Raw genomic sequence first — 26,034 nt, 5'->3', positions numbered from 1 at the left:
GACCTTTATGTTCCTGGATCACGCAAATAATGCCCATGTTTTTCAGTATATTTGAGCAGGCTGTACATAAGAATTGCAATTGTAGAGCATATTATTGTTAATAGTAAATTTGGTAAAATGCCATAGCGAAAAAATTTTCCTACTATATATATTCCAATAGCCCCAAACATCATATTGCAGAATGAGAGGACTGCACTACCAAGCCCTATACCTTTGATCGTTTCTAAAGCAGAAGTTACGTTATTGCTGATTACTAATGCAAGCCCAATATTGGCTGGAATCCAGGCAACTTGAAGAATTAATATATTTAACTTGTCCGCGAAATAAAAATATACCAATAAACTATCGGATATTATCGGTAACACCAAACCTATTATTAGCATTTTGCTAACCCCTACTTTTGGTACATACCTTCTATTAATTAAAGTTCCAATTATGTAAAATATGACTATGATCGATATGAGGTAGCCAAAATACTGTACTTCAATGCCCATTGATTCAAATATGAACGGGTAGTTAGCAACATATGCCCAAAGCCACATGAAAGTTAATCCATGAATGGCTGAAAACCCAAGGAAACGATAATTTCTAAATATTGATATGTATTGCTTGAAGATATTAGTAGTTATGTTAGTTATACTGGTTTCATTTTTATTCACAATGAGTGTTTCTTGTAACTTAAAGTAAATAAAAATAAGCATAGCAATTGCCGCAAGTGATATAATAAAAAACAAAAATTTCCAACTATACCCATGTGAAATTATATAACCGCCCACCACTGGAGCTATTCCAGGTGAGAGTGCCACTACCATATTTAACTTTGAAATTACTCTCGAGTATTCACTACCCGAGTACATATCCCTTATTGCTGCATACCCAACAACACCTGCAACACCTGCCCCTGCTCCTTGTATGAAGCGAATTAGTATCAAGAGCGCAATACTGTCGGCTATATAACACATGATACTTGCTAAAGTAAAAATTGTCATACCAATCAGCATCATTGGACGCCTACCATAATGGTCCGATAATGGACCATAAATTAATCCAGATACTGCAAATCCAACTAGATTCAAGCTAATTGTAAGCTGCACTACACTGCCTTCTACTTTAAAATAATTGGCAATGCTTGGTAGTGCAACTGAGTATAGGTCAGTTGCCATATCGACAATTGCTACAGACAATATCATAATAAGAGAGATGATATTTTGCGAAAGAGCTGTTTTCACTTAATGATTTACTGGATTAAATATACTTGATTATAATATATTTTTTTCATTAGTATAAGTACAATGTTACATAGTAAACGATGTCATTCGAGTAGCGGACACTGTCCTCCTTTGTCATCCCAGTGCCTTGACTACTTGGATCCAGGAATTTTATTAAGTTGGTAAGCATAAAAGTAGCCGTTTTATACAACGTTTTGATGATTATGAAAAAGCTGGATTCCAGACTGGAATGACACCCTCCTAGTGGATTCAAATCACAATGTTCGTACAGTTATGTGCTTTGACACTGGAATCTTAAGCTAAAATCATAAAAAGCCTGAATTTCAATATCTTATCTTCAATTATTCAGGTTTAAGTTTAAATACTGAGCATCAATTGTTCAGGACCTTTGCTTCCGTGTTATCCAACGAATCACCATAAGTCACTGCTTTGAGGTAAAATTTTCTCCCTGATTGCACTTCAAAAGAAATTATTGAATCATCAAGTAAGGTAAATTTCTCACCTCCTGTATGCTCATACTCTTTAGTACCTTCTTGCCCTCTAATTAGGTTGCTAAGCTTATATTTATTTTTATCTATGAGTTTAGTACTCTGGAATTTCACTATCTCTTTTCCGATTAATGCTGAATTTGAATCGATAATTCCTAGCAGCTTACCAAAACGTAATACTATTACAAGCCCCTCATCGGTAGATTCCATTACATATCCGTAAGTAGACTGTTTATTTGTGCTTGCGATAGGCTTATAATCCTTATCGTTGTACGAAATAAAGAGCGTTGCTCCCTTCCAATTCCTTTCCTCACCAATTAAAGTAAAGATTGCAATATTACCTTTAACATGCGGTAAATCTATCATTTCTACGATGGTTTTGCTGATATGAGAAGGAGGGTATTCCTTCAGCATAAGAGACCTTGTTGAAGGAAAAGAAAGCTTATATATGGAGCTGTCATAACCAACACCACTTACTTGAATGGACATGCTTTCAAATTTTGTTTTTATAATTCTCACCGTATGCTTTTTCTCACCGTCTAAAATCGTTATGACATCACTTGGCGCAAGCCACGCATATTTTATCGGCAGCTTGAAATTGTATATATTTCTCTCTTGCCACGAAGAATAAAGTAAAACCTCAGCTATATTTTGCGCCTCTCCCTCCTCCATAATGAGCGGTATTTCAACTGTTGCAGCAGTGCCTTGCTTTGGCAACTCAGCATATTTAACATCAATTGGATAGCCAAAATTGCGATTAAAATAAACGACGTTAACTTTATTGTTTAAATCCAGTTGACTAATATTAACAAGTTTTGAATTGTTACTGAAAACCGTTTCACCAATTGGCATTACAGTTGTAACTCCCCTGCCCTTTTGGACAAATTTCAGTTTAGAGCCCTGCTCAACCACATCAAAAAAATAGCAACTTTGCAGCATTTTAATAATTGAACGTACGGGTTGCTGGTCATTTATTACATATCCAGACAATAACCCTTTGACGCCACCTGTATCGAACTGATTGCTTTTTAAACCTGTTTTTTGTAATAGATCCAATAAAACATCGGAAATATTAAGCTGTGAAAGCTTTCCCTGAATCCAATGTCCTGTCTGCCAATTATGGCAGTCAGTCCACACATCACACAAATTGGGAAAGTAAGGAAATGGCCTTGCATCCCATGCCCAGAGAAACATTTTTTCTACCATTTCTGAGCTTTGCCACTTCTTTAGCGTTCCTTCAATTGCAATTTTTTGTGAAAGAAAGCTCACCTCTCCGTTTGAATATCGTGGATATTTGCTCTCTATGCTGCCTTTGTCAACAAACACATTTGGCTCATTAGTGCAGCCGTTCATAATGGGAAATCCATATTCAGTAAACCATATTTTTTTCATTTTTGGTTGCCATTTTGTTTTACTACCACCGGGGTTTATGTGAGTTTCACTCCACCATTTCTCTATATTTTTCCACGCATACCTGCTGTCGTTATACTTTACTTTTTCAGGCTCACTTTTTGAGTAATCATAGAAATAATCATACCCCACTCCACTGCTCCAACCACCCATTACATCTTCCGCAGAATAGCCAAAAGGAGGCTCTGGACCATCAGTCAGTGGAAAATAAGCATCTATGCCAACAACGTCGATGTACTGTGAAGACCACAGTTCATCCATATTATACCAACCATCATATGAGTGGTATTCGCTCCAATCCGCAGCGTAAGTTACTGTTACTTCTTTTCCAAGATCAAGTTTTATCTGCTTTGCAAGCTTAACTAGCTCTGCCACTGCAGGGTAATTACCTTTTTCATCTCTGATTTTGGTAAGTTCAACAAATTCAGAACCAATGATAAACCCTTCCACTTTAGTTTGTTTGGCAATGCTTGCATAATGCTCTATAAATTTGTTGTACTGATTCTTAAAAAAATCACTTATATCCCCAGGAGTCCCGCTCAATCTTTCTCGCCACTCTTTGTTCTTTGTATCAAGTAAGGGCATCGGATAGAGCATCACCTTGTAGCCTCTGCTGTGTAGCTCTTCTATATATCTTATTAGCGCTGAATCACTAACTGTGCCACCATATCTTGGGTTTCCATTATCGTCTTTTGAAATTAGCTGAGCATCATCTCTGGTACTACTTCCTACTTGCCAATCATCAGGTAATATTGCGGAATCATCTTGAAATTCAACTGCAGGGTATATTTTACAATCTTTAATGTTCACAGATCATTCACAAACCAATTGACTACTACCGATACCCACTCAACATTTGGTAAATCTCCCTTTAATTGATCCAAAGAAAGCACTGCATCGCTCTTTTTAGTGTGGTTGTTATGATTTACCCTTTGTACCAGCCCATATGGGATATATTGGTTGCTGCTTATTTTCTCTTGCGCGATTTTCTTCTGTATTTTTGTATCATATACAAACTCTCCTGAGCCTGGTATTATATTGATATTCTGAATATTTTCTACTACTGAAAATCCGCTAGGCTTTAATATAGTCTGCACTTCAAATGTGAATACCGGAACGCGGTTATTATAGTCTGCTAAAGGAAAATTCTTGATGACTATGTAAGATATTCCCCTATAAGCCGGCACACCTTCGATTGACGACATAAATGGATCAGGATTTTGGTCTTCTGTACCGCGGTAAAAAGTATAATCTATTTCATCAAAGCTAAGTGATGTTGTATCTGCCCAGATTCTGTTTAATTTTTCTACTTTCCCCTTGCAGATCGCAATTGCAAGCGTTGCATAGTAATTATACTCAACATTCATACCTCTTCCAATTTTGCTTTTGGTGGTTATCGCCTCTTCTTTTATTGGCTGTGACCAAATAATGTTCCCTGCAATGCGAGCAGTGCCATAGATAATTGGTATCGTCCTTCCATAGGTTGAGGTTTGAACTTGCAGATTTTTTAGTCTCGCACCATGCGTTACTTTCTGCTCAGCATCAAGGCTAAACATCGCACCATCAAGCTGCGCACCAAGAAGAGCACCGAGTTCTGAGCCGATAATCTGGCCAATTGGACCAAAAATGCTGCCTGCTTGACCAAAAATTGATGATAAAACTATTGTAGACATGATAATCCTCCTTTTTGTTTCTATAGTTAATGTAGGCTCTACGTCATGCCGCCACGAACCGTCATACCGCGATTCATTCGCGGTATCTCTTAGCATAGATTCCGCTAACTAGTAGCGGGATGACGAGCTTATCGTTATGCCGCCGCGAACCGTCATACCGCGATTCATTCGCGGTATAGATTCCACTAACTAGTAGCGGAATGACGAATTTGTCGTTTTACAGCCACTTGGATGACAATTTGCCACTAAATAGTAGGAAATTCAATAGCTTACAATGAATAGTTGAAGTTTTTAATTAAGAAAAGCACATGAGTAAATCGTGTAGCTATAATTATTGTAAGCAACAATGAAAAAGTGCGGAAGTAGAAATTTGAGTTGACAAAATAAGAAAAAATATAGTATATTAAAAATATTGATACTAACTTAAACTAATTATGCCAGCAGTAGTAAATACACCAGACAACATACAAAGACCGTCAAAATTAAAAAAAGCAAAAGAAATTCTGCTAGCTCCTGTAAGGTGGCTAATCACAGGTTTATTTGTAGTACTTTTTATAATATTTTTTATTCCTCCCCTGGTGTTTTTCTTAATCGCCAAGGTATTGAGTAAGCTATATCTTTTTGCAGGAGGCAAAAGAACTGAAGCATTTATGGAGGCAGCACGTATCCCACAAACAACGCATGATACTAATGTAAATGATGCAATTAATATTAACGTTCAAAAGCTAAAAGAAAACTATGGCGAGCCTGATGTTGATGATAAGTTTATAGAGGAAATAGAAGGATTTATTGATCAGTTAGAGTGCATAGCAAATGGCACACAAAAAGCTGCAGATAAAGATCAACTTAGAGAAGATGAGAAAAAACATGCACTTGAGTGCTTGGAGCGTATAAAAAATAACCCTGATACACATAGTGGAAGCGGGTTAACATTGAAGCAAGTTTTAAATTTAGCTTGGAAGGATTGCAACGATCAAACTAGAGCAAATGCTGATCATAATATAGATATTAATACCCGCATATCACAGAGAAAATATCAACTGGTTAAACATTTAGTAGAATCGCAAACAGAATACGGAGTGCGTGGTGGTCGTGGTTCAAGTGCATGTTTTACTGGTACCTTCAACAGTATTGTCTCTTCCTTGTACATTTTTGAAGAGTTTTCCTTCTTGCAAAAAGCAGATAAGAATACTATAAAGCAGGAATTTGAAAATGAGCTGCAAAAAAAGGGAGAAGAACTATTTAATCAGCTTTCCAATGATAAAGAAAAAAAAGAAGTTGCAGAAGCTTTAAGTAATCCTTCTACAAATTTCTTTTCAAGCTATGTAGAGTCATTTAAAAACCACTCTGCACGTGCAGTTTTAGGTGATAAAGAATGCGACAAATTAGTTAAAACTTATCTTAGTAATCTTCAGTACAATAGCACAATATCTTGCTTTACCTAAAGTAATCACTTTACCAGCGGCAAAGTGATACCATGCTGATTCATATATTTTCCTTTCATATCATCATATGATTTTTCACACTCACTTTCGCCGCTTAAAAATACGAATTGGCATGCGCCTTCATTAGCGTAAATTTTTGCAGGAAGTGGGGTGGTGTTTGAGAATTCGAGTGTGACATGACCTTCCCATCCAGGTTCTAAGGGAGTAACGTTTACTATAATTCCACACCTTGCGTAAGTTGATTTACCAACACAAATGACCAGTACATTTCTTGGTATACGAAAATATTCCACTGTGCTTGCAAGCACAAAGCTATTTGGTGGAATTATGCATACGTCTGTTTCTTTATCTATAAAACTATTCTCAGAGAAATTTTTAGGGTCCACGATGGCTGAATTAACGTTAGTAAAAATTTTAAATTTATTATCCACTCTTGCATCATACCCATAAGACGATAGTCCGAAAGATATAACACCTTTGCTGCTTTTGTGATCCACAAAAGGCTCTATCATTCCAAAATTTTCAGCTTTTTCTCTGATCCATTTATCTGGCATAACTGCCATAATTGCCCCTTAAAGTTGTGTAATACTTACAATAATATAAAATAAAATTTAAATGTAAACTGTAGCTTTTGTCATGCAAGTAGCTTGTATCAAATCACAATGTTCATACAATTATGCGCATGACGCTGGGATGACAATGGATTATTAACTAACAAATTGTACATGGTAAATGATGTCATTCCAGTCTGGAATCCAGAAAACTTAACTTTACACCAGGTAATAAGAACTGGATCCCAGTGTCTGGGCACTGGGATGACATCCTCCTAGTGGAAATTGCTCTCAAATCACAATGTTCGTACAGTAAGCTGCTTGCAGACACCATTGTTACAATGTTCATGCAATTGAAATAGCGGTCAATTGGATTAGCTATAGGTCAATCACAAGAGAAAATTAAAGCTTTTCAGTTTGATTTTTTATTACAATAATTAGATTTATGTTCTTAACTAAAAATAATGCTTAGAAACTTTCTCCTGATTTTTGTATTCGTATTATTCACGCCGCTGTCAAATGCTGATGCCAGGAAATACATCAGAATTGTTGGATCTTCAACCGTTTTTCCTTTTATCTCATTTGTAGCCGAGGAGTTCAATCGTGTATTCTCTTTTAAGACTCCAGTTGTGGAATCGATAGGAAGTGGATCAGGGTTCAAAATGTTTTGCTCAGGAATAGGGGAAGACACGCCAGACATCACCACTTCATCTCGCCCTATGAAGGAAGTAGAAAGAGAACTATGTAAAAGAAATAAAATTAATGAAGTGATAGAGATCATCATTGGCTATGATGGAATTGTCATTGCAAATTCAAATCAAAGCCATAGATTTGATTTCACAAAAAAGGACTTATTTGAAACTTTATCTGCATATTCTCAAGAAAATGATAAATTAGTAAAAAATAATAAGAAGTTTTGGTCTGATGTAAATCAAGCCTTACCAAAAACAGAAATTGAAATTTATGGTCCACATCAAAATACAGGCACATACGAAACTTTGGTTAATTCTATTATGTTCAATCAATATTCATGCATGAACTCGAGAATTTTCAAAGAGAATTATAAAGATCAGGAAGAAAGAAAGAAAGCATGTGGTAATATAAGGGATGACGGAAGGTATATAGAAGTTGGAATTAATGAAAACATAATAATACAAAAATTGAAAAGTAACAAGAACGCTTTAGGGATATTTAGTTTTAGCTTTTTAATGAGGAATCAAGATAAAATACAAGGGAGCACAATTGCAGGAATTGAGCCAACTTACGAAAATATATCATCGGGAAAATATATATTAGCAAGACCTCTATACCTTTATATAAAGAAAGAACACCTGGATACTGTTGATGGATTAAGAGAATTCATAAAAGAAATTATAGATTCGATCGGCATTGAAGATGGGTACCTATCTAGGCTTGGTCTAATCCCACTTTCAAGTGAATATATAAAGAAAGCTTCAGCAAAGGTTTATGATATAACGTGACGGCAACACTTCCTTCTCCTGTCATCCAAGCAGCCTCCTTTTTTTGTCATCCCAGTGCGTAACACTGGGATCCAGACTTTAATTATTATACTCGTAAATAAGTGTAATAGATAATGGTCCTGGTGAGAAAAAAGTTCACCTCAAATGCAGTATTTTTGTTGAAATAGCTCAACTGGATGCCAGTGTCACGCACTGGCATGACACCATTTGTTGTAAACTCACTTTTATGGTTATCTTTTTATACTACCTTGTCTACCTTATTTTGTCGCTTTCCTGAACGGATACATATTCTTTGTCTAGCGTAGTCAGACCCCAGCGCAGCGCGCTGGGATGACAATGGATTACTAATTAGGCAGTTCTTGTTTTGTTGCAACACTGAGAAAGATCTGGGTCCGAGCTTTTCGTATTTGGGCTTTCTGATTTCTCACAAAACTTAGCAATACCAGCACCCATTAATATAACTGCTGCCAAAACTGTTAAAGCCAGTGCAACTACAGGATACGCTAGCACATAGGCTGCAACAGCACCAGCTACGCATAGTCCAGTAACACCTAGAGCAATCTTCCCTTTGTGTTCACTCCAGAAGTTTGTATCGTTCTTTTCTGGGGTTTTGTTATCTGCTTCATTTGTTAATTCAGGGTTTGCGGTGTTAATTACTGGGTTTTGACCTAGATCAGTGTCATCTATACAAGCATTAAGTTCATCATTCTCAAACAGATCATGATTGATTTCTTGTGAAAATCGAGTCGCATACTCTTTATCCCATGCTATCTGATCATCAGCCTTGGCATTATCTAGTGTATCTTTACTAAGTTTTTCCTCAAATTTTTGAATCAAATCTTGAAAGCATTGCTCACCTACTCCAGGTATTTTAGCAAAACGTTTTTGTGCCTTTACAAGTTTACTCATTACATAGTTATTTCCACGGTGCTCATACCCAAGGAGCTGTGGAGAAGCAGCATTAAACATTAATTCAAAGATTTCTTTTATCTTTTCCACATCTTCTTGGTTCAATTCTTTACTATATTTAACTTCCAGAGGATAAACTAAAAAGGCATCTACGTCTCCATCAACCCAATATACTATTCGATCTAAAACACTTTGTACATTTTCACCACAATTCTCTAATGCTGCTTCAACTTGATTAACATTAAGACTTTTTATTGCATCTCTTAGTATTGAACTAAGATCCATTACCCTCTTGTGCTCTTCCATTTCTTGAATAACTGTTTCAAGAGCAGGTATGTCACTAAGGACAGTTTCTCTTAGAGAGTTTTCAAAACTCTCTATTGCATGATCACACACAGAATCACGAATTTTTTGATTAGTTTTCTGCCAAATTAGTTCAATGATCTTTACGCTTTTTTCAAATTTTTCTTTATCTTCAACTATATCGTTAAGGCGAGTAATAGCAAAATATAAAATGATATCTTTTTCACTAGTCGGAGCTCCCTCGTGTCTCAAAGCTGCTTGTATATCATCATTTTCATTACTGTTGAATATTTCCTGGACCATTTTAAGGTTATTCTCGCTGATTGCTGTAATTAATGAAGTTTGAATTTTTTGTTGTATGTCAGTTAATTCAGTCATATTTTACCTCTATTTTCTATAAAGTTTAATTATCATATATATTTACAAGTAAGTAAAGTATATTGTTAATAACTGTTAATAAAGGCCAACAAAATGCTTGACGTTAGAGTAGCTTTTATGGCTTTGTATAGCGAGGAAATAACTCTATGAAAAATCATCAACGTTTACAAACTTTACGTTCAATTGTATTTATTGTGGGAATATTCCTATTGTTATTTAGCTTAGCAATGCTTATTCCTGCTATTACTAATAAATGTCTCAGCTACGAATGGAAAAATTTTCTCGCTGGATTCATAATTACCTGCACATCTGGCGTAATTTTTATTTTACTCGGTAAATTAAATGGCATGCCGGCAATTTTTGCAATTACTAGTTGCACCTGGATTGCCTTGTCTTTGTTTGCAGCTATTCCTTTCTATTTTGACAATCTGAGCTATGTTGATGCATTATTTGAAACGATATCTGGCATCACAACCACAGGGGCAACTATATTTAATGATATTGAAAAACAATCTCCAGGAATACTGCTATGGAGAGCAATGCTACATGGCATGGGGGGTTTTGGTGTAATCACTTTAGGAATTGCAGTTTTTCCTATGTTTAAGATTCTCAGCCTAAATAATTTACTTTATTCTGAATATTCAGATGCTACAAAAAGGAAGTTGCCGAACACGCGAAGCGTAGTAATTCATATTACAGCAATATATTATGGCCTAATTTTGTTATGTATATTTTCCTATTATCTGGCTGGCATGCCACTATTTGACGCAATATGTCACGGAATGTCCGCTGTATCAACTGGTGGATTTGCTAACTATAATGATTCTATAGGGCACTACAATAACCCTATGTTAGAAGTCATAACGATCATTTTTATGATTTTGGGTTCTCTGCCTTTTTTTAGCTATTTAAAAATCATAAGACGGTTAGACATTTGCTATGATGAACAGGTCTCTTACTTTGTTAAGATAGCTATTGTTTCATCTTTATTTGCTTGTTTTTGGTTGTATCAAAATGTTGATTTAGGAGTGTCATTATCATTTAGATACAGCACGTTTACCATCACCTCTTTAATTACGTCAACTGGTTATGCAATCTGTAATCATACAGATTGGAGCTTCATTTCAGTCTTAGCTTTTTTTCTAACCTTTGTTGGTGGATGTAGTGGTTCTTCAAGTGGTGGCATCAAAATCTTTCGTTTGATCATTTTTCTAAAGTCTATAGGAAATCACTTTCGCCTTTTATTAAACCCAGGTGCAGGTAATAGGGTAAAATTCAACGGAAAAACCCTGGAGAATGATGAAGTTCACTCTGTCTTTATATTTTTTGCAATTTTCATGTTAACGTTTACCATTTCATCAATAGTGATGTCTTACTTAAGCAATGCAGACTTTATAACTAGCATCAGTTCAGTCTCTGCAACGCTTACAAATTCTGGCCCGGGATTTAGTAATTTAATAGGCCCTTCAGGTAACTATTCTTCTTTCAGTAATGAAGTAAAATTATTTTTGTCGTTTTTGATGCTGCTTGGTAGACTTGAAATATTGCCAATCTATTTTTGTATAGGTAATTTATTCTTATTTAATAGAAAGAAATAGTTGGTAAAGTTGTGAAACTTGATATTATAGCTAAACTGACTTACGACAATTTGAAAAACCGTCATTCCGCTACTTGTTAGCAGAATCTATACCGCGAATAAATCTACAGATGTACGAACATTGTCTATCAGGAGGGTGTCATCCCAGTGCCCAGACACTGGGATCCAGGAATTTTATTAAGTTGGTAAGCATAAAAGTAGCCATTTTATGTAAAAATACAACATTTTGATGATTATGAAAAGGCTAGATTCCAGTGTCAAGCACTGGAATGACACCATTCGCTGTACAGTTTACCTTTAAAAATGAATGTTCGTACAGCTATGGAATAAATCGCGGTATAGCTATAGATAGTATCAGCTGTTTAATAAAAAGATCGTAGCTAAACCAAGAAACATCAGAGCTGAGAGAATATCAGTTGTTGCCGATGTTAGGATTGAAGAAGAAACTGCAGGGTCAGACTCTAAACGGTGAAGCATTATAGGAATGAAAGTTCCGATGAACGTTGCAATAATTGACATCATAATCATGGAGACCACAAAAATCATCTCCACTTTGAAATTGTGAAATCTTATTGCTAATACTACGAGTGAAATGGTAGATAAAATTACCCCGTTTATAAGACCTATTAAAAATTCTTTCATCAGTACTCTTTTTGCATTTTGCTCAGTTAGATATTTTGTTGCGATTGCCCGGATGGTTAGCGTTACTGTTTGGGATCCTGCATTTCCGCTCATTGATGCAATTATCGGCATGATTATTGGCAGTACTATAAAACTTTTTATTACATCATCGAAAAAGCCAACTACTATGGAACACATTGTTGCAGCTAAGAGGTTAAACAGTAACCAAGGTAGCCTTTTAATTATAGTTTTATGTATAGGGGCATTTATATCGGCTTTAGAAGATACACCGCTTATTTTGAGTACATCCTCTTCTGTTTCTTGTTGAACAACTTTTATCACATCTTCAATTAAGATCACACCAATAATTTTACCATTCTTATTTACTACCGGAGCCGATAATAGAGAGTAATCTTTAAATATTCTTGCTACTTCCTCTTGGTCTACTCCAGTTTTAATGATTTTTATGTCATGATCCATTATCTCTTTTATTATTGTGTCTCCTGAGTGAGATATTACCTTATTTAAATTAACACTGCCTATAGGCTCTAATTTTGAGTTGATAATGAATATCTGGTGAAATCTTTCTGGTATTTTTTTATAGTTGCGCAAGAATTCCATTAGCTGATTTATCGTCCAATAATATGGAGCTATAACCATATTTTTATGTATCAACCTTCCTGCACTTTCTTCTGGGTATGATAACAACTCCTCTACTAATTTTTGAGTTGCATTGGGTAAGTAGTTAAGTATGTTTTCTATAGACTTTCTATCCAAATCTTTCACTATGGTTACTATATCTTCTACATCAAGGAGCATTAGTAACTTTGCTGTATTTTCTATTCCCAATGTTTCTATGATCTCTCTTTGTAAATCTGGCACTACATGCACTAGGGCATCACTTAACAAATGTTGATCGAGGATATTAACTAATTTCTCCCTGTGATCACTGATTGAAGTAGATAAAAAATAAGCTAACTGAACGCTATCTATCGTTTTTACAATATTACAAACATTTTCTAGCTCCTCGTTATCAAGTGACTCTATTAAGTCATCAATAGCCTTTTTGTCTAAACCATAATGAGAACTTATTTTAATATTCATTACTTTACCTTATTTTTTAATAAATATACACACTTGATTTCCTTAAACATTAAAGTATAATGAAATTATTTTGAATTAACTATCATATGGTTAAATTTCTATTTTGTTTGCTGTTATTGTTAGTAATAGTAAATATATTAAAATCTAAAGTATAATGAAAACTTATTCAGAAATTTTCGAATACTTTCAAGGCTTAAATAAAAGTATTTCTCTTATCAGGAGGTGTCTTTGACATAGAAAAATTAAAGTTGCGTCTTGAAGAGCTGGATTCCCAAGCGTCGAATGATAATCTGTGGCAAGACAATCAAAAGGCACAAGAAATTTTAAAAGAACGTTCTAAAATTAAGCATGACGTAGAGTTGTTTTTAAAGTTGGAAAGCGATTACAACGATGCCATTAGCTTAATGAAGTCTGCTATTGATGAGAATGATGAAGAATTTTTCTCTGAAGTTGAAAGTGAATTAGCTAAGCTAGAGAAATTAATCAAACTTAAAGAGACAGAATCCTTATTTACTGGTGAAGCAGATAACAATAACTGCTTTTTAGAAATCCACTCAGGAGCTGGTGGAACAGAGAGCAATGATTGGGCTGAAATGCTGATGCGCATGTATGTAAGATGGGCAGAAATTTATCACAACTTTAAAGTTGAAGTTGTAGAAAAATTAGAAGGAGAGTCGGTTGGTATAAAGTCTGCAATGATAAAAATCGTTGGAGAAAAAGCTTATGGGTGGGCAAAAAGTGAAAGTGGAATTCACAGGCTGGTTAGAATATCGCCGTTTGATGCAAATGGTAAACGTCATACCAGTTTTGCAAGTGTAGGAGTAACTCCAGTGATAGAAGATTCAATTGATATTGCTGTGGATGAAAAGGATCTAAAGATCGACACCTACCGTGCTTCCGGAGCAGGCGGTCAGCACGTGAACAAGACTGAAAGTGCGGTACGCATTACGCATATTCCAACTGGTGTTGTAGTTCAATGCCAAAATGGTCGTTCTCAACACAGAAATAAGGATGAGGCGTTAAAATTACTTAAAGGACGTTTGTACCAAATTGAACTGGAAAAAAAAGAACAAAAGATGGCTGAAGAATATGGTAAAAAATGCGATATAGGCTGGGGCAATCAGATCAGATCGTACGTTATGCATCCATATCAAATGGTGAAGGATTTAAGAACTGGACATGAAGTGGGTAATATAAATTCTGTTTTTGATGGTAATATAGATTGTTTCATAGTTAGTGTGCTTACTAAGCAAAATTAGGTAGGGTTAACTTTCTTGTCATAATATATGATAATTAAAATATTGTTAAAGTAGGAGTAAAGTTATGACAATTGAACACGAGCAGTGGGAAAGAATGCTAAGTGCAATTGATGCTGACAAAAATTTAAGTAAAGATAACGTAATTGGGAAGATAAAAGAGAAATTATCACAATATTCAGATGAATATAAAGAGTGGGAAGGAGCTGGTTTTGGTGTAAACCACTTATTTGCAGTAGAATATGGATTATTGCATTTAGCTATCCACAATAATTTAGAAAATGTGGTGAATGCTCTATTGGGAGTAGAAGGAATCAATGCTAATGCAAAAAATGGATATGGAGACACTCCTTTATGTAAGGCTGCTCGCCGTGGCTGCACTAAAACAATAAGAGCTCTAATAGACAACGGAGCAGATGTTAATGAAAAAGATAATCATGAATGTACTCCTTTGCATTTGGCTTGTGAAAATGGTCAAACAGAAGTAGTAAATCTCCTATTGAAAAGAGAAGATATAGATGTTAATGCAATAAGTAAAGATGGGTATACTCCTTTACATTTGGCTACTGAAAAAGGTTACATAGAGATAGTAAAAACTCTAATAGAAGGAGAAGGAGATGTCAAAGCGGTAGATAAATATAGGAATACTCCTTTACATTTGGCTGCTAAAAAAGGTCGCATAGAGATAGTAAAAACTCTAATAGAAGCAGGAGCAAATGTTGATGCAATAGATAGAGATGGACGCACTTCCTTACATTTGGCTATTCAATATGGTTGTAAAGAAACAGTAAAAACTCTAATAGGAGCAGGAGCAAATGTTAACGCATTAGATAAAGATAAACGCACTCCCTTGCATATAGCTACTCAATTTTGCCGTAAAGAGATAGTAAAAATTCTAGTAGAAGCAAGAGCAAATGTTAATGCAGCAGATAAATATGGATGTACTCCTTTACATTTTGCTGAAGATGCAGAGACAGTAAAAACTCTAATAGGAGCGGGAGCAAATGTTAACGCATTAGATAAAGATAAACGCACTCCCTTGCATAATGCCAAGAATGAAGAGACAGCAAAAGCTCTAATAGGAGCAGGAGCAAAGGTTAATGCAGTAGATAAAGATAAATGCACTCCCTTACATATGGCTGCTCGACGTGGTTGCAAAGAGGTAATTGAGACTTTAATAGGCAAAAGAGCAGATCTTTTGTCAAAGAATAATGATAATAAAATTCCGAGCGATTTTGACAAAAATCATTATATAGTTCGGCATGTGAATTTTCTTTTATCTGAAGAAAGAATGAAACGACATGACCAACAGGGTAAAATATCTCTTGTTGCTTTCAGTTTAACAATATTGTTTGGTACTGCTATAACGATAACACTTTTTGCAATTGGAACAATTACAGCTGGGCTATATCCTGTAATAGGAGCAGTAGTTACAGTTGTAGCAGCAGCATTAGCAGTAGCTTATACTACAGTTAGAATGTTAGAACCTAGTACTAAAATGGATGAAACGAAAGAAGCGCAAAACGTAAATGGGAATGTGCAGGAAGTATTTCCTTAATATAATTCCAATTGTGGGATCTCTTATTCCATTTTATCAACAGTTTGTTTTGCAGTATCAAACAATTTTAATCCTATAATCCCGAATGTAACTAAAATAAAGCATATTACTTCGAATAAATTAACTGGTTCATTAAATAGGTAAACTCCAAGTATCGAAGCTCCTATAGCACCTACTCCAGTCCAAATTGCATAGCATACTCCGATAGGTATAGAACGTATAGCGAGCGAAAGTAAATACGTACTAAGAGCCATGGAGAGTATGCTAATTATTGATGGTACGAGATGAGTAAATCCACAACTATGCTTAAGTGTTATGACCCAGAACACTTCAATTAGTGACGATAAGAGTAAATATATCCAATTCATGCATAAATTTTTAGGTTTAAATAGAGAGCTTTAGCCCTATAGTTCCTATTATAATTAAAATGATACATAAAACTTGAGATAAATTAATATTCTCTGTGAAAGCGGTTGCACCAATTATAGTTATTCCAATTGTGCATATTCCAGAGGAAACTGCATAGCATACTCTAATAGGTAGAAAGCATGCTGCAAGAGATAAAAAGTAAATGCTAATGATCATAATTACCAATGTTGCAATCGAAGGCACAACTTTAGTAAAACTGTTACTAAACTTTAACGTTACAGCCCACAGTATCTCTAGGATACTAGACAGCAACAAATATAACCAGCACATTTTCGTAACATTTCAATCTTGTATTGTAACAGAAATTGTTAGTTAAAACTACACTAAAGTGCAATAGATCTCTCTTTCGAAATTGCTTTGAAAGCCAATATATTAAACTTAAAATAACATTCTAAAAAACTTTTCTACGAAATTCAATTCCTGTACGTCATTTGCTGCATAAAGAGGCGTAGTTTGTTGCTCAACACCTGGTATTTCTACAAAAACTTTGCCCACTTCTTGACCTTTTTTAATGGGTGCAGGTATCATATCTTTATATTCAATACGCACCTTAATTTGGTCATGCAATTTGCGGTTGTAAGTTATGGTAACATCGTTTGCAACTGTAATAGGCACTTTTTTATCTTTTCCATAGAGAACATTTACTTCCTCAACTACACTGTCTTTAGCAAATATTTTCTTAGTATTAAAATGTTTTAAGGAGTATTGTATCAGTCTTTTTGCTTCTTCTATTCGCTCTTTCTCAGTGTTTAAACCATTTACGACAGCAAAAATTCTCCTATCATTTCGTTTTGCAGATGCTACAATGCCATAACCACCAGCATTTGTATAACCGGTTTTTAAACCGTCAACCCCAATGTCGTGAAAAAGTAGAAGATTTTTATTCTTTTGTGCAATTTCGTTATATGTCAAATATTGTTCAGAAAATAAATCGTAATATTCAGGAAAATCAGTGAAAATCCTTTTTGCCAGCATTACCAAGTCTTTTGCGCTCATAAAATGATCTCCATCTGGCCACCCGCTTGAGTTGACAAAATGACTGTCATTCAGGTTCAAATTTTGTGCAACCTCATTCATTTCAGCCACAAAATTCTCTTCTGATCCTGCAATACCCTCGGCTAGTGTTATGCAGGCATCATTACCTGAGACTATTGTAATTCCTTCGAGTAATTCCCTCACCGTAACGGATTGACCTTCTTTCAAAAACATAGAAGAGCCTTTTCTTTCCCACGCTTTTCTGCTTACTCGAAATTTATCCTCCATGTGTATTATTCCAGCTTTTAGATAATCGAAGGCTATATATAAAGTCATTAGCTTGCTCATTGAAGATGGGGCCATTTTTTCATCAGAATTATGGTCAAAAATGAATGAATCTGAAGCTAAATCTAAGACTACTGCTTGCTTTGCTTTGGTTCTAAACTGGTATGAGTATGAAGAAAAAGGAAGTATAAAAACTAATAGCAAAATTACCAATCTGCTTAACATATCTATAATTTTAAATTTACAGTGCACTAATTAATAGTATAATTTTACAGGGGCATTTCAATAGATCTCTTGCATAAAACTTGCTTGACAAACTCCGCCAGCCCCCTTATTATGATAGTGAAGGTATTCAGTTATCTTCATCTGTGCAGATTAAACAGCAAGAAAACAACGTAGTTGGCGTCTTATTTTTAATTTTTTGCACTATGTGCACCTTATGTCTTCACAACATTTCTGGGTTTTTACCTATATAAGCTGAAACGCGCTTATAAGTCGTTTAAGACAGTATAGTACGCCAATTTGCAGGATTAGAGAGTGACAACTAGCTAACACGGGGTTTCTTTTGCCTTTTTTTCTGCTTAGTAAATTTCTTAAACATTTAAACAAAGGTGAGTTGCATTTAAAAGCAGCTAAATTGCAGTGTTTAAGACTTAAAAAACGCCAATACTGAAAGTAGACAATGACTAGGGCTTCTTTTGCCTTTTTTTCGTTTGGTAAATTTCTTAAATATTTATGGCTAAACGACAACCGTCATCCCGCTACGTGTTAGCGGGATCTCTTGTTAGCGGCTGAGATACCGCGAATGAATCGCGGTATGACGGTTAAGTATCCCGCTACGTGTTAGCGGCTAAGAGATACCGCGGCGGTATGACGGTGTAGATAGTAATTCGTCATCCCGCTACGTGTTAGCGGGATCTAGAGATACTGCGGCGGTATGACGGTCTGCGGCGATATGACGGTTCGCGGTGGCATGACGATAACTTCGTCATCCCGCTGCTTGTTAGCGGGATCTAGAGATACCGCGGCGGTATGACGGTCTGCGGCGATATGACGGTTCGCGGTGGCATGACGATAACTTCGTCATCCCGCTGCTTGTTAGCGGGATCTAGAGATACCGCGGCGGTATGACGGTCTGCGGCGATATGACGGTTCGCGGTGGCATGACGATAACTTCGTCATCCCGCTGCTTGTTAGCGGGATCTAGAGATACCGCGGCGGTATGACGGTCTGCGGCGATATGACGGTTCGCGGTGGCATGACGATAACTTCGTCATCCCGCTGCTTGTTAGCGGGATCTAGAGATACCGCGGCGGTATGACGGTCTGCGGCGATATGACGGTTCGCGGTGGCATGACGATAACTTCGTCATCCCGCTACTTGTTAGCGGGATCTGCTGAGATACCGCGAATGAATTGCGGTATGACGTAGAGCTCGCGTCAGCTACTTTGATGACACAATTTACTGTCTTTAAAAATGAATGTTCTTACAATTGTGCGTCATGCGCTTTATTAAATATTTTACTTAAAAATCTAACTTCTTATTATACAAGAGATAAGCAATTCACTAATGATGAAAAATTACGAAAAGGGGCATAGAAAGCGCCTAAGAGAGAAAATTATTTTAGATAATGGACAATCATTACTTGATTATGAAGTTTTAGAGCACATTTTATATTCAGCATACAGTAGAATTGATGTAAAGCCGATAGCAAAGAGTTTGATAGAAAATTTTGGCAGTTTGAATAAAGTTTTTAATGCTGACCTGGAAGCACTGCAAAATGTTGATGGTGTCAGCAATGCAGCAATATCTGCCATCTTTTGTGTGAAACAAGCCTTTGTTCGTTCTGCAAGAGAAGAAATAAAAGACCTGCCTATAATCGATAACTGGGAAAAATTGCTTGATTATTTAAGAATAAGCATAGGAAGCCTCAATAAGGAAAATTTTCGCGTCATCTATATGAATAAAAAGTATCGTCTAATAGCGGAAGACCTGCAAAACGTTGGTACAGTAGATCAAACTCCTCTTTATGTCAGAGAGATCATCAAGCGCGCACTTTTGATTGGTTCAACATCCATTGTAATATCTCACAATCATCCAAGCGGAGATACACAACCTTCAAATAGCGATATATCTCTCACTAGGCAACTAGCAGAAGCTTGCCAAAGTATAGGAATAGAATTAATAGACCACATTATTATTACATTCAGTAGCTATTTTAGTTTCAAGGAAAATAGGTTGTTGTGAAAGCTTTTATAGCTACAGTAACTTAGATTTACCGACAATCGTCATTCCGCTACGTGTTAGCGGCTAAGAGATACCGTGACGGGATGACGGTTCGCGGCGGCATGACGATAAGCTCGTCATCCCGCTACGTGTTAGCGGCGCGGCGGGATGACGGTAAGTTTTATTGTGGCACGATGGTGTAGTATAATGTTGGTAAACCTCAGTTACTTTAGCTATAAACGATTAAGATGAAGTTATCATATATCTATATACTTACAAATAAAGCTAATAGCACATTATATATTGGTGTAACTGCAAATTTGATCAAGAGGATTTGGGAACACAAAAACAAAATTGTTTCAGGTTTTACATCAAGATATAATGTAAATAAACTTGTATATTTTGAAGAGTTTGAAGATATAAGTTTAGCTATTGCAAGAGAAAGGCGCCTGAAAGAATGGCCAAGGCAGTGGAAAATTAATTTGATCAATCAAAAGAATCCTAGCTGGGTTGACTTATATTACTTAGCTTTAAGATAGCTATGCTGAGATCCCGCTAACACGTAGCGGGATGACGAGAAAGGAGTAGCGGTATGACGGGAAAGGAGTAGCGGGATGACGAGAAAGGAGCAGCAGGATAACGGTTAAGTAATTCGTCATTCCGCTACGTGTTAGCGGATGAGATACCGCGAATGAATCGCGGTATGACGGTTTGCGGTGGTATGACAGTTAAGTAATTCGTCATCCCGCTACTTGTTAGCGGGATCTATCCGCAGCGGTATGACGTAGGACTGCTGTCATCCCGCTGCTTGTTAGCTGATGAGATACCGCGAATGAATCGCGGTATGACGGTTCGTGGTGGCATGACGAGAAAGGAGTGGCGGTATGACGGTTCGCGGCGGCATGACGATAAGCCTCGTCATCCCGCTGCTTGTTAGCTGATGAGATACCGCGAATGAATCGCGGTATGACGGTTCGTGGTGGCATGACGAGAAAGGAGTGGTGGCATGACGGTTCGCGGCGGCATGACAGTTAAGTAATTCGTCATCCCGCTACTTGTTAGCGGGATCTATCCGCAGCGGTATGACGTAGGACTGCTGTCATCCCGCTGCTTGTTAGCTGATGAGATACCGCGAATGAATCGCGGTATGACGGTTCGCGGCGGCATGACAGTTAATTAATTCGTCATCCCGCTACTTGTTAGCGGGATCTAGAGATACCGCGAATGAATCGCGGTATGACGGTTAAGTAAGGGATCTATGCTAAGAGATACCGCGGGGTATGACATAGTAGCTATTTCTTGTAATCAAGTTTCGTTAAAGGTCAGATTGAATGGTTAAATCTTCCACCCAAATAACCACACACTCTACTTGCTTGTTTGGATATATTTCTTGTACTAAGGTTTTATAGGTCAGCATTTGCTTTTTTATTTCATTTAATAAGGAAACAGAAACGTTACGGTGTGATTTGTAGTCAATTATGATCGCTTTATCTTGCGTTATGCATAGCCTATCTAGTCGTACTAATACTGGTTCGCCATCGATTATTCCACTCAGTGTAATCTCTGATTTGCCTTCTAAGTCAAACAAATAGCCATATTTTTCATTAAAGGCCAATATTTTACTGTAAATTTCATCCTTATCTTCACTGGTGTTTATATTGTCAAGATATTTTCTGACCCAGTTTTTTCTCCTTTCTTTTTCTATCTTGGGCATATATTGTAATATGCTGTGGATTATTAAGCCTCTTGTATAACCATCTGTCATCCAAGTAGCTGATGCTGATTTTCCTTCTTTTTTACTGGATCCCAGTGTCAAGCACTGGGATGACAGGGGAGGACGCTGGGATGACAAGGAAGGATGTTGGAATGACGAAAGAGGGCGCTGGAATGACATTGATAGGTTTGGCGGAAGGGAAATGACTGGAACGTCAAAATAATCACGTTTTTTATAAATGTAAGGGTAGTTTGCGTTCACACATAGCACTTCAACTTTTTCTTTAAATATTGGCTGTAAGTATGCTTGTTTCTTTTCATATGGTTCTCCATACTGAGTGATTAGATCATACCAAGAGCCCTTTTGCACTGGCTCTTTACTTAAGATGTATAACTCATCTTCAGCACGTGTGAGTGCTACGTATAATAAACGCAAATATTCGTTATAATCCTCTAGTTTTTTCTCTCTTTTTACTTGATCACAATAAGCGTTATTGTTTTTTCCACACCAAAATGGCACTTCCGTTCCATCAAAGATAATGCTTTCACTGTTTCTTGGCACTGTGTTTGTATCAACCAAAAATACTATGGGAGCTTGCAGACCTTTTGATTTGTGAATTGTCATTATTCGCACAGCATTGCGTTCTGATTGCATATCATTCTTAATCTCCGGGTTATTCTCCTTGATCCACTGAACAAACGCTTGAAGAGATGGGTTTTCAAATTGCAACACAAGGTTCATAAATTCGTCTAGAACCTCGAAGCACTCAAGACCTAGCCTTGCAGCAAATTTCTTCTTACCTGTACGCAATATATGTGTAAATAGTGCAAGAGGAGACTCTATGCGAGATAAGTTAATGAGATAGTTTAATTCACTATAGATAACCACAGAATAATCCCGAATTCTTTCCCATAGTGAATGCTCTTTACGGTCATATGCAATGTTAAATAAATCATCCTCGGTAAAATTGAATAACGGTGATTTTAAAGCATTTGCAAGAGCTAAATCATTTGCCTGGAGGAGTAAAAATTCGGCCAAAGCTATTAAGTCCTGCACGGCTATATAGTCCATAATTCTAAAATAATCTCGGCCTACAACTGGCACGTTTGCTTTTTTAAGTTCGCTTATTATGTAATCAACTAACACGTTTCGTTGCCGTACCAGAATCACAATGTCCCTTGGCTCTATATGGCGATCTTTAGCGACTAAAATCCGCCCTTCGTTTAACCAATTGTGAATTCTGTTGGCTATTGTTTGAGCAAGTAATCGATCTGTTATTATATAATTTTCCCTGCATGTCAGAGGAATTTGTAAAGCTCGCTGTTCTTTCTCTTTACACTTTGGTAACGCTGGCCAAATTTCAATATATCCTCGGTCATTCTCTCTATGTGGAACATGTTTTATTTCATTATCAACAAAAGATATTTCTGCGCGGAAGTTATTAAATATTCTATCTACAAGCATTAAAACTTCTGGAGTTGAACGAAATGACTTTTCAAGTTGGCATGATATCCAATCTCTGCCACCAGTTTTCGTATGAAAGTATTGTTGCATGTAGTTGAATAGATGGGGATTTGCTCCTTGAAATCTGTATATGGATTGTTTTACGTCACCAACTATAAATAAGGTTCGCTTTTCATCATTACCGGCAAAAAATTCATCGCAGAGATTTGTTATAATTTTCCATTGGCTGATGCTATTGTCTTGTGCCTCGTCAACAAGGATGTGATCTATTTTTTGATCCAAGTTAAACAATATCCAATCTTTGTAGTTTGGATTGCTGAGAAGATTTGTTGCTAAGCCAATTATATCATTGTAGTCAAGCAGTGCGTTTTTTGATTTTTCGCTACTGTATAGATCAACATATACTTTAAATATACCAAGTAAGCTACTGGTTCTCTTGAATATTTGATAAGAGTTCATGTCTTTTATATGAGTAAACACTACATTCTGAACGCTCTCTATTATTTGCTCTGCATCTCTAAATTTTTCCAAAGTACTTTTTGTTGCAATGGATGATATGCTCTTTTTTTCGTGCGATTCTGATTTGAGAAATACCTTGGCTAGGTTTTCTATTTTGGTGTCATTCCAGCGCGTGACGCTGGAATCTACACTTCTTTTCTTCTGGATCCCAGTGTCAAGCACTGGGATGACAGTAGAATAAAGTATTTCACTATAACTCTGATCTCTTTTACTGCCTTCACTTAATATCTCGGCTAATCTTTTTATGTGCTCAGTCGTTTCACTCTGTAAGTCATGAATTTCATCTGGAGCACTGAGTTTATCTTTGATATATTCTGAATCATTTTCTGATATCGATCTTTTTATACATAAAGTATAAAGCAAATCGCGTAGCTTATTTTCATCAAATTCAGCCGCAATAAGATTGATATCATCCTGCACAGTTTCGTTATGAAGCACTTCATTGAATATGATGGAATGTAATTCTTTACATTCACTCAGCGTACAATTTGGGGCGATGCCAGCTTCTATGGGAAAGTTGGAAATTAGTTTGTAACAGAAAGCGTGTATGGTTTGTATAGTTAGACCAAGATTTTCCAATTCAGAGAAAAGCCTTCTTGCTCTTGTTAAATAATCTTTATTTTTTCTGGATCCCAGTGTCACGCACTGGGATGACAAGTAGGGGTACTGGGATGACAAATAGGGGTGCTGGGATGACAAATAGGGGTGCTGGGATGACGTCGAAGGGTGAGCTACTGGATTTTCACTTAAATCGTGATTATGTGGTGCTATCACCTCAGCATCATTCTCCGTTATTTCTGCGTCATCCCCTGTCATCCAAGTAGCTGACACTGGGATCCAGGTTTCTTTTTTTCTGATTTGCAATAGGTCTAGTTGTTCCAGATCCATTATTAATTCACTTTCTGAGCATATTGCCCACTTACTGAGTATGCTGTGAATGCGATTCTCCATCTCGTTTGCTGCAGCGTTGGTGAACGTTAAGCAGAGAATATTTCTTTTGTTTTCTAATAAAAGTCTCAATACTCTGTCTATTAAGATTTTTGTTTTGCCTGTACCAGCGGACGCATTTACCCATACAGAGAAATTGGGATTTATGGCATTTGATCTCATCAGAAGTACGAAAACTTTATAGAAGTTGACTAAAATAGCATTATACATATAATGTAAAAATAATCTTAGTGAAGATATATAATGAAAAGTTTTTGTGTAAAGGCGCCTGCAAAAATCAATCTTTTTTTGCATGTTGTAGACAAAAAAGAAACAGGGTATCACTTGATTGAAGGTTTATTTGTCTTTGCTAATCTCTCTAATTTTTTGGAAATAAAAGTAGGTGAGAAGGATTCTAGATACGATAACTCTACAGTTGAATTTGTAAATTCCGAACTTAGAATTAATAACAGGTACAACACCGTAATGAGAGCAGTTAATCTATTGCTTAGATATGCTCCTGCGCGAACTAAAGTCATTGTAAAGGTTGTGAAAAATATACCAATTGCTGCGGGTTTGGGCAGTGGCTCCTCAGATGCTGGAGCTGTGGTACGCATACTAAGGAAGCTGTGGAAGATTGATAGGACGATTTTAAATGAAATAGCTTTAAGCGTTGGTGCTGATGTTCCTGCGAGTATAGATAGCAAGCCAGTTTTTGTTAGAGGTATTGGTGAAGAGTTGTGTCCCATAAAAAAATTCTCTCTACCCACAAATATAGTACTGGTGAAGCCGAAAAAAAAGTTTTTGAGCACACTAGAGGTATTTTCCAAACATGAAGGAGAATTTTCTGAGCCAATTAAATGGAGCGATGACGCTGAAAAGGATTTGTTGAAGTTTCTTAAAGAGACGAGAAACGATCTTCAAGAAATAGCAATAAGCCTTGTACCTGAAATTCAGGATGTGATATCAACACTTGAGTCACAAGAAGGCTCTATACTTTCTCGCATGTCAGGCAGTGGTGTATCATGCTTTGGAATATTCGATAGTGAGGAAAATGCAAAAGCTGCTGCAGTTAATATCAGAGAAAAGCAACCAGAATGGTGGGTATGTGACACTCAATTAATAGTTTGACTTTATGCCCTTAATTTCCGAGAATAAAAATCTTATAAATGGTTACAGGGAAGGAAAATTTTTGGTGAATAATAGAGAATATTGCGGCTCAATTATAGTTTTTCCTGAAAAGGTGATTAAATTGAAAGAAAGTGATATAAATAGCAAGGAACATTTTAAATCTTTTTTAACAGAGGAAATAGAAATTTTGATAATAGGTACTGGTAAAACACGCAATATACCAAGTTCTTCAGTGAAGTCCTATCTTATGGAACAAAAAGGTTTAAATTTTGAATTTATGACAACCGGTGCAGCATGCAGAACCCATAACGTTTTAATATCCGAAGATAGATTTGTTGTCAGTTATCTAATAGCCATATAG

Annotated in this window: 20 protein-coding genes; 9 read left to right on the top strand and 11 right to left on the bottom strand. The window is 36.4% G+C overall.

The features are described from left to right. Positions 1-5: 5 nt before the first annotated feature. The 3 genes from AAGD68_RS02660 to AAGD68_RS02650 form a co-directional block, all read right to left on the bottom strand. On the bottom strand, positions 6-1,190 hold the full coding sequence (locus tag AAGD68_RS02660) for a multidrug effflux MFS transporter (RefSeq protein WP_253309931.1): 1,185 nt from the start codon (positions 1,188-1,190) through the stop codon (positions 6-8). A 410-nt stretch (positions 1,191-1,600) separates the two neighbouring features. Continuing rightward, entirely contained in the window at positions 1,601-3,937 is a 2,337-nt protein-coding gene (locus AAGD68_RS02655; RefSeq protein ID WP_341814350.1) for a glycoside hydrolase TIM-barrel-like domain-containing protein, read from the bottom strand. Then, positions 3,934-4,896 carry a hypothetical protein gene (locus AAGD68_RS02650; RefSeq protein ID WP_341814349.1) on the bottom strand — a complete coding sequence of 321 codons (963 nt, stop codon included), beginning with the start codon at positions 4,894-4,896 and terminating at the stop codon, positions 3,934-3,936. The genes AAGD68_RS02655 and AAGD68_RS02650 overlap by 4 nt, the downstream gene beginning before the upstream one ends. A gap of 338 nt (positions 4,897-5,234) precedes the next feature. Here AAGD68_RS02650 and AAGD68_RS02645 point away from each other — a divergent pair, with 338 nt between their 5' ends. Next, the gene (locus tag AAGD68_RS02645; RefSeq protein ID WP_265045446.1) at positions 5,235-6,245 is read left to right on the top strand and encodes a hypothetical protein; all 1,011 of its coding nucleotides are present in this window, start codon (positions 5,235-5,237) and stop codon (positions 6,243-6,245) included. A 5-nt stretch (positions 6,246-6,250) separates the two neighbouring features. Here AAGD68_RS02645 and dcd read toward each other — a convergent pair whose 3' ends face one another. Next, positions 6,251-6,808, bottom strand: coding sequence for a dCTP deaminase (gene dcd, locus AAGD68_RS02640; RefSeq protein WP_064125494.1), 558 nt, complete (start codon positions 6,806-6,808; stop codon positions 6,251-6,253). A 175-nt stretch (positions 6,809-6,983) separates the two neighbouring features. Continuing rightward, positions 6,984-7,145, bottom strand: a complete 162-nt coding sequence (locus AAGD68_RS02635) for a hypothetical protein (RefSeq protein WP_264688080.1) — start codon at positions 7,143-7,145, stop codon at positions 6,984-6,986. Between the two features lie 115 nt (positions 7,146-7,260). Between AAGD68_RS02635 and AAGD68_RS02630 the strand changes: the two genes are divergently transcribed. Continuing rightward, positions 7,261-8,277: a substrate-binding domain-containing protein gene (locus AAGD68_RS02630; RefSeq protein ID WP_253308933.1), complete on the top strand. Its 1,017-nt coding sequence runs from the start codon at positions 7,261-7,263 to the stop codon at positions 8,275-8,277. A gap of 348 nt (positions 8,278-8,625) precedes the next feature. Here AAGD68_RS02630 and AAGD68_RS02625 read toward each other — a convergent pair whose 3' ends face one another. After that, entirely contained in the window at positions 8,626-9,867 is a 1,242-nt protein-coding gene (locus AAGD68_RS02625; RefSeq protein WP_341814348.1) for a hypothetical protein, read from the bottom strand. A 146-nt stretch (positions 9,868-10,013) separates the two neighbouring features. Between AAGD68_RS02625 and AAGD68_RS02620 the strand changes: the two genes are divergently transcribed. After that, positions 10,014-11,465, top strand: coding sequence for a TrkH family potassium uptake protein (locus AAGD68_RS02620; RefSeq protein WP_265045441.1), 1,452 nt, complete (start codon positions 10,014-10,016; stop codon positions 11,463-11,465). A gap of 353 nt (positions 11,466-11,818) precedes the next feature. Here AAGD68_RS02620 and mgtE read toward each other — a convergent pair whose 3' ends face one another. Beyond that, the gene (gene mgtE, locus AAGD68_RS02615; protein WP_341814347.1) at positions 11,819-13,189 is read right to left on the bottom strand and encodes a magnesium transporter; all 1,371 of its coding nucleotides are present in this window, start codon (positions 13,187-13,189) and stop codon (positions 11,819-11,821) included. Between the two features lie 154 nt (positions 13,190-13,343). On the opposite strand from mgtE, the gene prfB reads away from it, so the two are divergent. Continuing rightward, a protein-coding gene (prfB, locus tag AAGD68_RS02610) for a peptide chain release factor 2 (RefSeq protein ID WP_253308929.1) occupies positions 13,344-14,448 on the top strand; the annotation gives its coding sequence in 2 pieces (ribosomal slippage) (positions 13,344-13,418 and positions 13,420-14,448; 1,104 coding nt in all). 64 nt (positions 14,449-14,512) lie between these two features. Further along, a complete protein-coding gene (locus AAGD68_RS02605; RefSeq protein ID WP_341814346.1) occupies positions 14,513-16,003 on the top strand; it encodes an ankyrin repeat domain-containing protein in 1,491 nt (496 codons plus the stop codon). Positions 16,004-16,026: 23 nt separating this feature from the next. On the opposite strand, the gene AAGD68_RS02600 is transcribed toward AAGD68_RS02605, so the two are convergent. The 3 genes from AAGD68_RS02600 to AAGD68_RS02590 form a co-directional block, all read right to left on the bottom strand. Continuing rightward, positions 16,027-16,371, bottom strand: a complete 345-nt coding sequence (locus AAGD68_RS02600; protein ID WP_264732404.1) for a DMT family transporter — start codon at positions 16,369-16,371, stop codon at positions 16,027-16,029. 16 nt (positions 16,372-16,387) lie between these two features. Further along, entirely contained in the window at positions 16,388-16,702 is a 315-nt protein-coding gene (locus AAGD68_RS02595; RefSeq protein ID WP_341814345.1) for an SMR family transporter, read from the bottom strand. A gap of 108 nt (positions 16,703-16,810) precedes the next feature. Further along, the gene (locus AAGD68_RS02590) at positions 16,811-17,917 is read right to left on the bottom strand and encodes a D-alanyl-D-alanine carboxypeptidase family protein (protein ID WP_253308928.1); all 1,107 of its coding nucleotides are present in this window, start codon (positions 17,915-17,917) and stop codon (positions 16,811-16,813) included. A gap of 1,347 nt (positions 17,918-19,264) precedes the next feature. Between AAGD68_RS02590 and radC the strand changes: the two genes are divergently transcribed. Next, on the top strand, positions 19,265-19,939 hold the full coding sequence (radC, locus tag AAGD68_RS02585; RefSeq protein WP_253309929.1) for a RadC family protein: 675 nt from the start codon (positions 19,265-19,267) through the stop codon (positions 19,937-19,939). 227 nt (positions 19,940-20,166) lie between these two features. After that, positions 20,167-20,457, top strand: coding sequence for a GIY-YIG nuclease family protein (locus AAGD68_RS02580; RefSeq protein ID WP_007549156.1), 291 nt, complete (start codon positions 20,167-20,169; stop codon positions 20,455-20,457). Positions 20,458-21,233: 776 nt separating this feature from the next. On the opposite strand, the gene AAGD68_RS02575 is transcribed toward AAGD68_RS02580, so the two are convergent. After that, positions 21,234-24,725 (bottom strand): UvrD-helicase domain-containing protein, encoded by a 3,492-nt coding sequence (locus AAGD68_RS02575; RefSeq protein WP_410529954.1) that lies wholly within the window; start codon positions 24,723-24,725, stop codon positions 21,234-21,236. A gap of 81 nt (positions 24,726-24,806) precedes the next feature. Here AAGD68_RS02575 and AAGD68_RS02570 point away from each other — a divergent pair, with 81 nt between their 5' ends. Together AAGD68_RS02570 and AAGD68_RS02565 are read left to right on the top strand one after the other, a co-directional pair. After that, positions 24,807-25,673: a 4-(cytidine 5'-diphospho)-2-C-methyl-D-erythritol kinase gene (locus AAGD68_RS02570; protein ID WP_341814343.1), complete on the top strand. Its 867-nt coding sequence runs from the start codon at positions 24,807-24,809 to the stop codon at positions 25,671-25,673. Between the two features lie 4 nt (positions 25,674-25,677). Continuing rightward, positions 25,678-26,034, top strand: coding sequence for an Mth938-like domain-containing protein (locus tag AAGD68_RS02565; protein WP_253307338.1), 357 nt, complete (start codon positions 25,678-25,680; stop codon positions 26,032-26,034).

It is taken from the genome of Wolbachia endosymbiont (group A) of Machimus atricapillus (genome assembly GCF_964027095.1).
Lineage (GTDB): Bacteria > Pseudomonadota > Alphaproteobacteria > Rickettsiales > Anaplasmataceae > Wolbachia.
The sequence above is the reverse complement of the archived record's forward strand: the minus strand, read 5'-3'. Positions and strand labels throughout refer to the sequence as shown.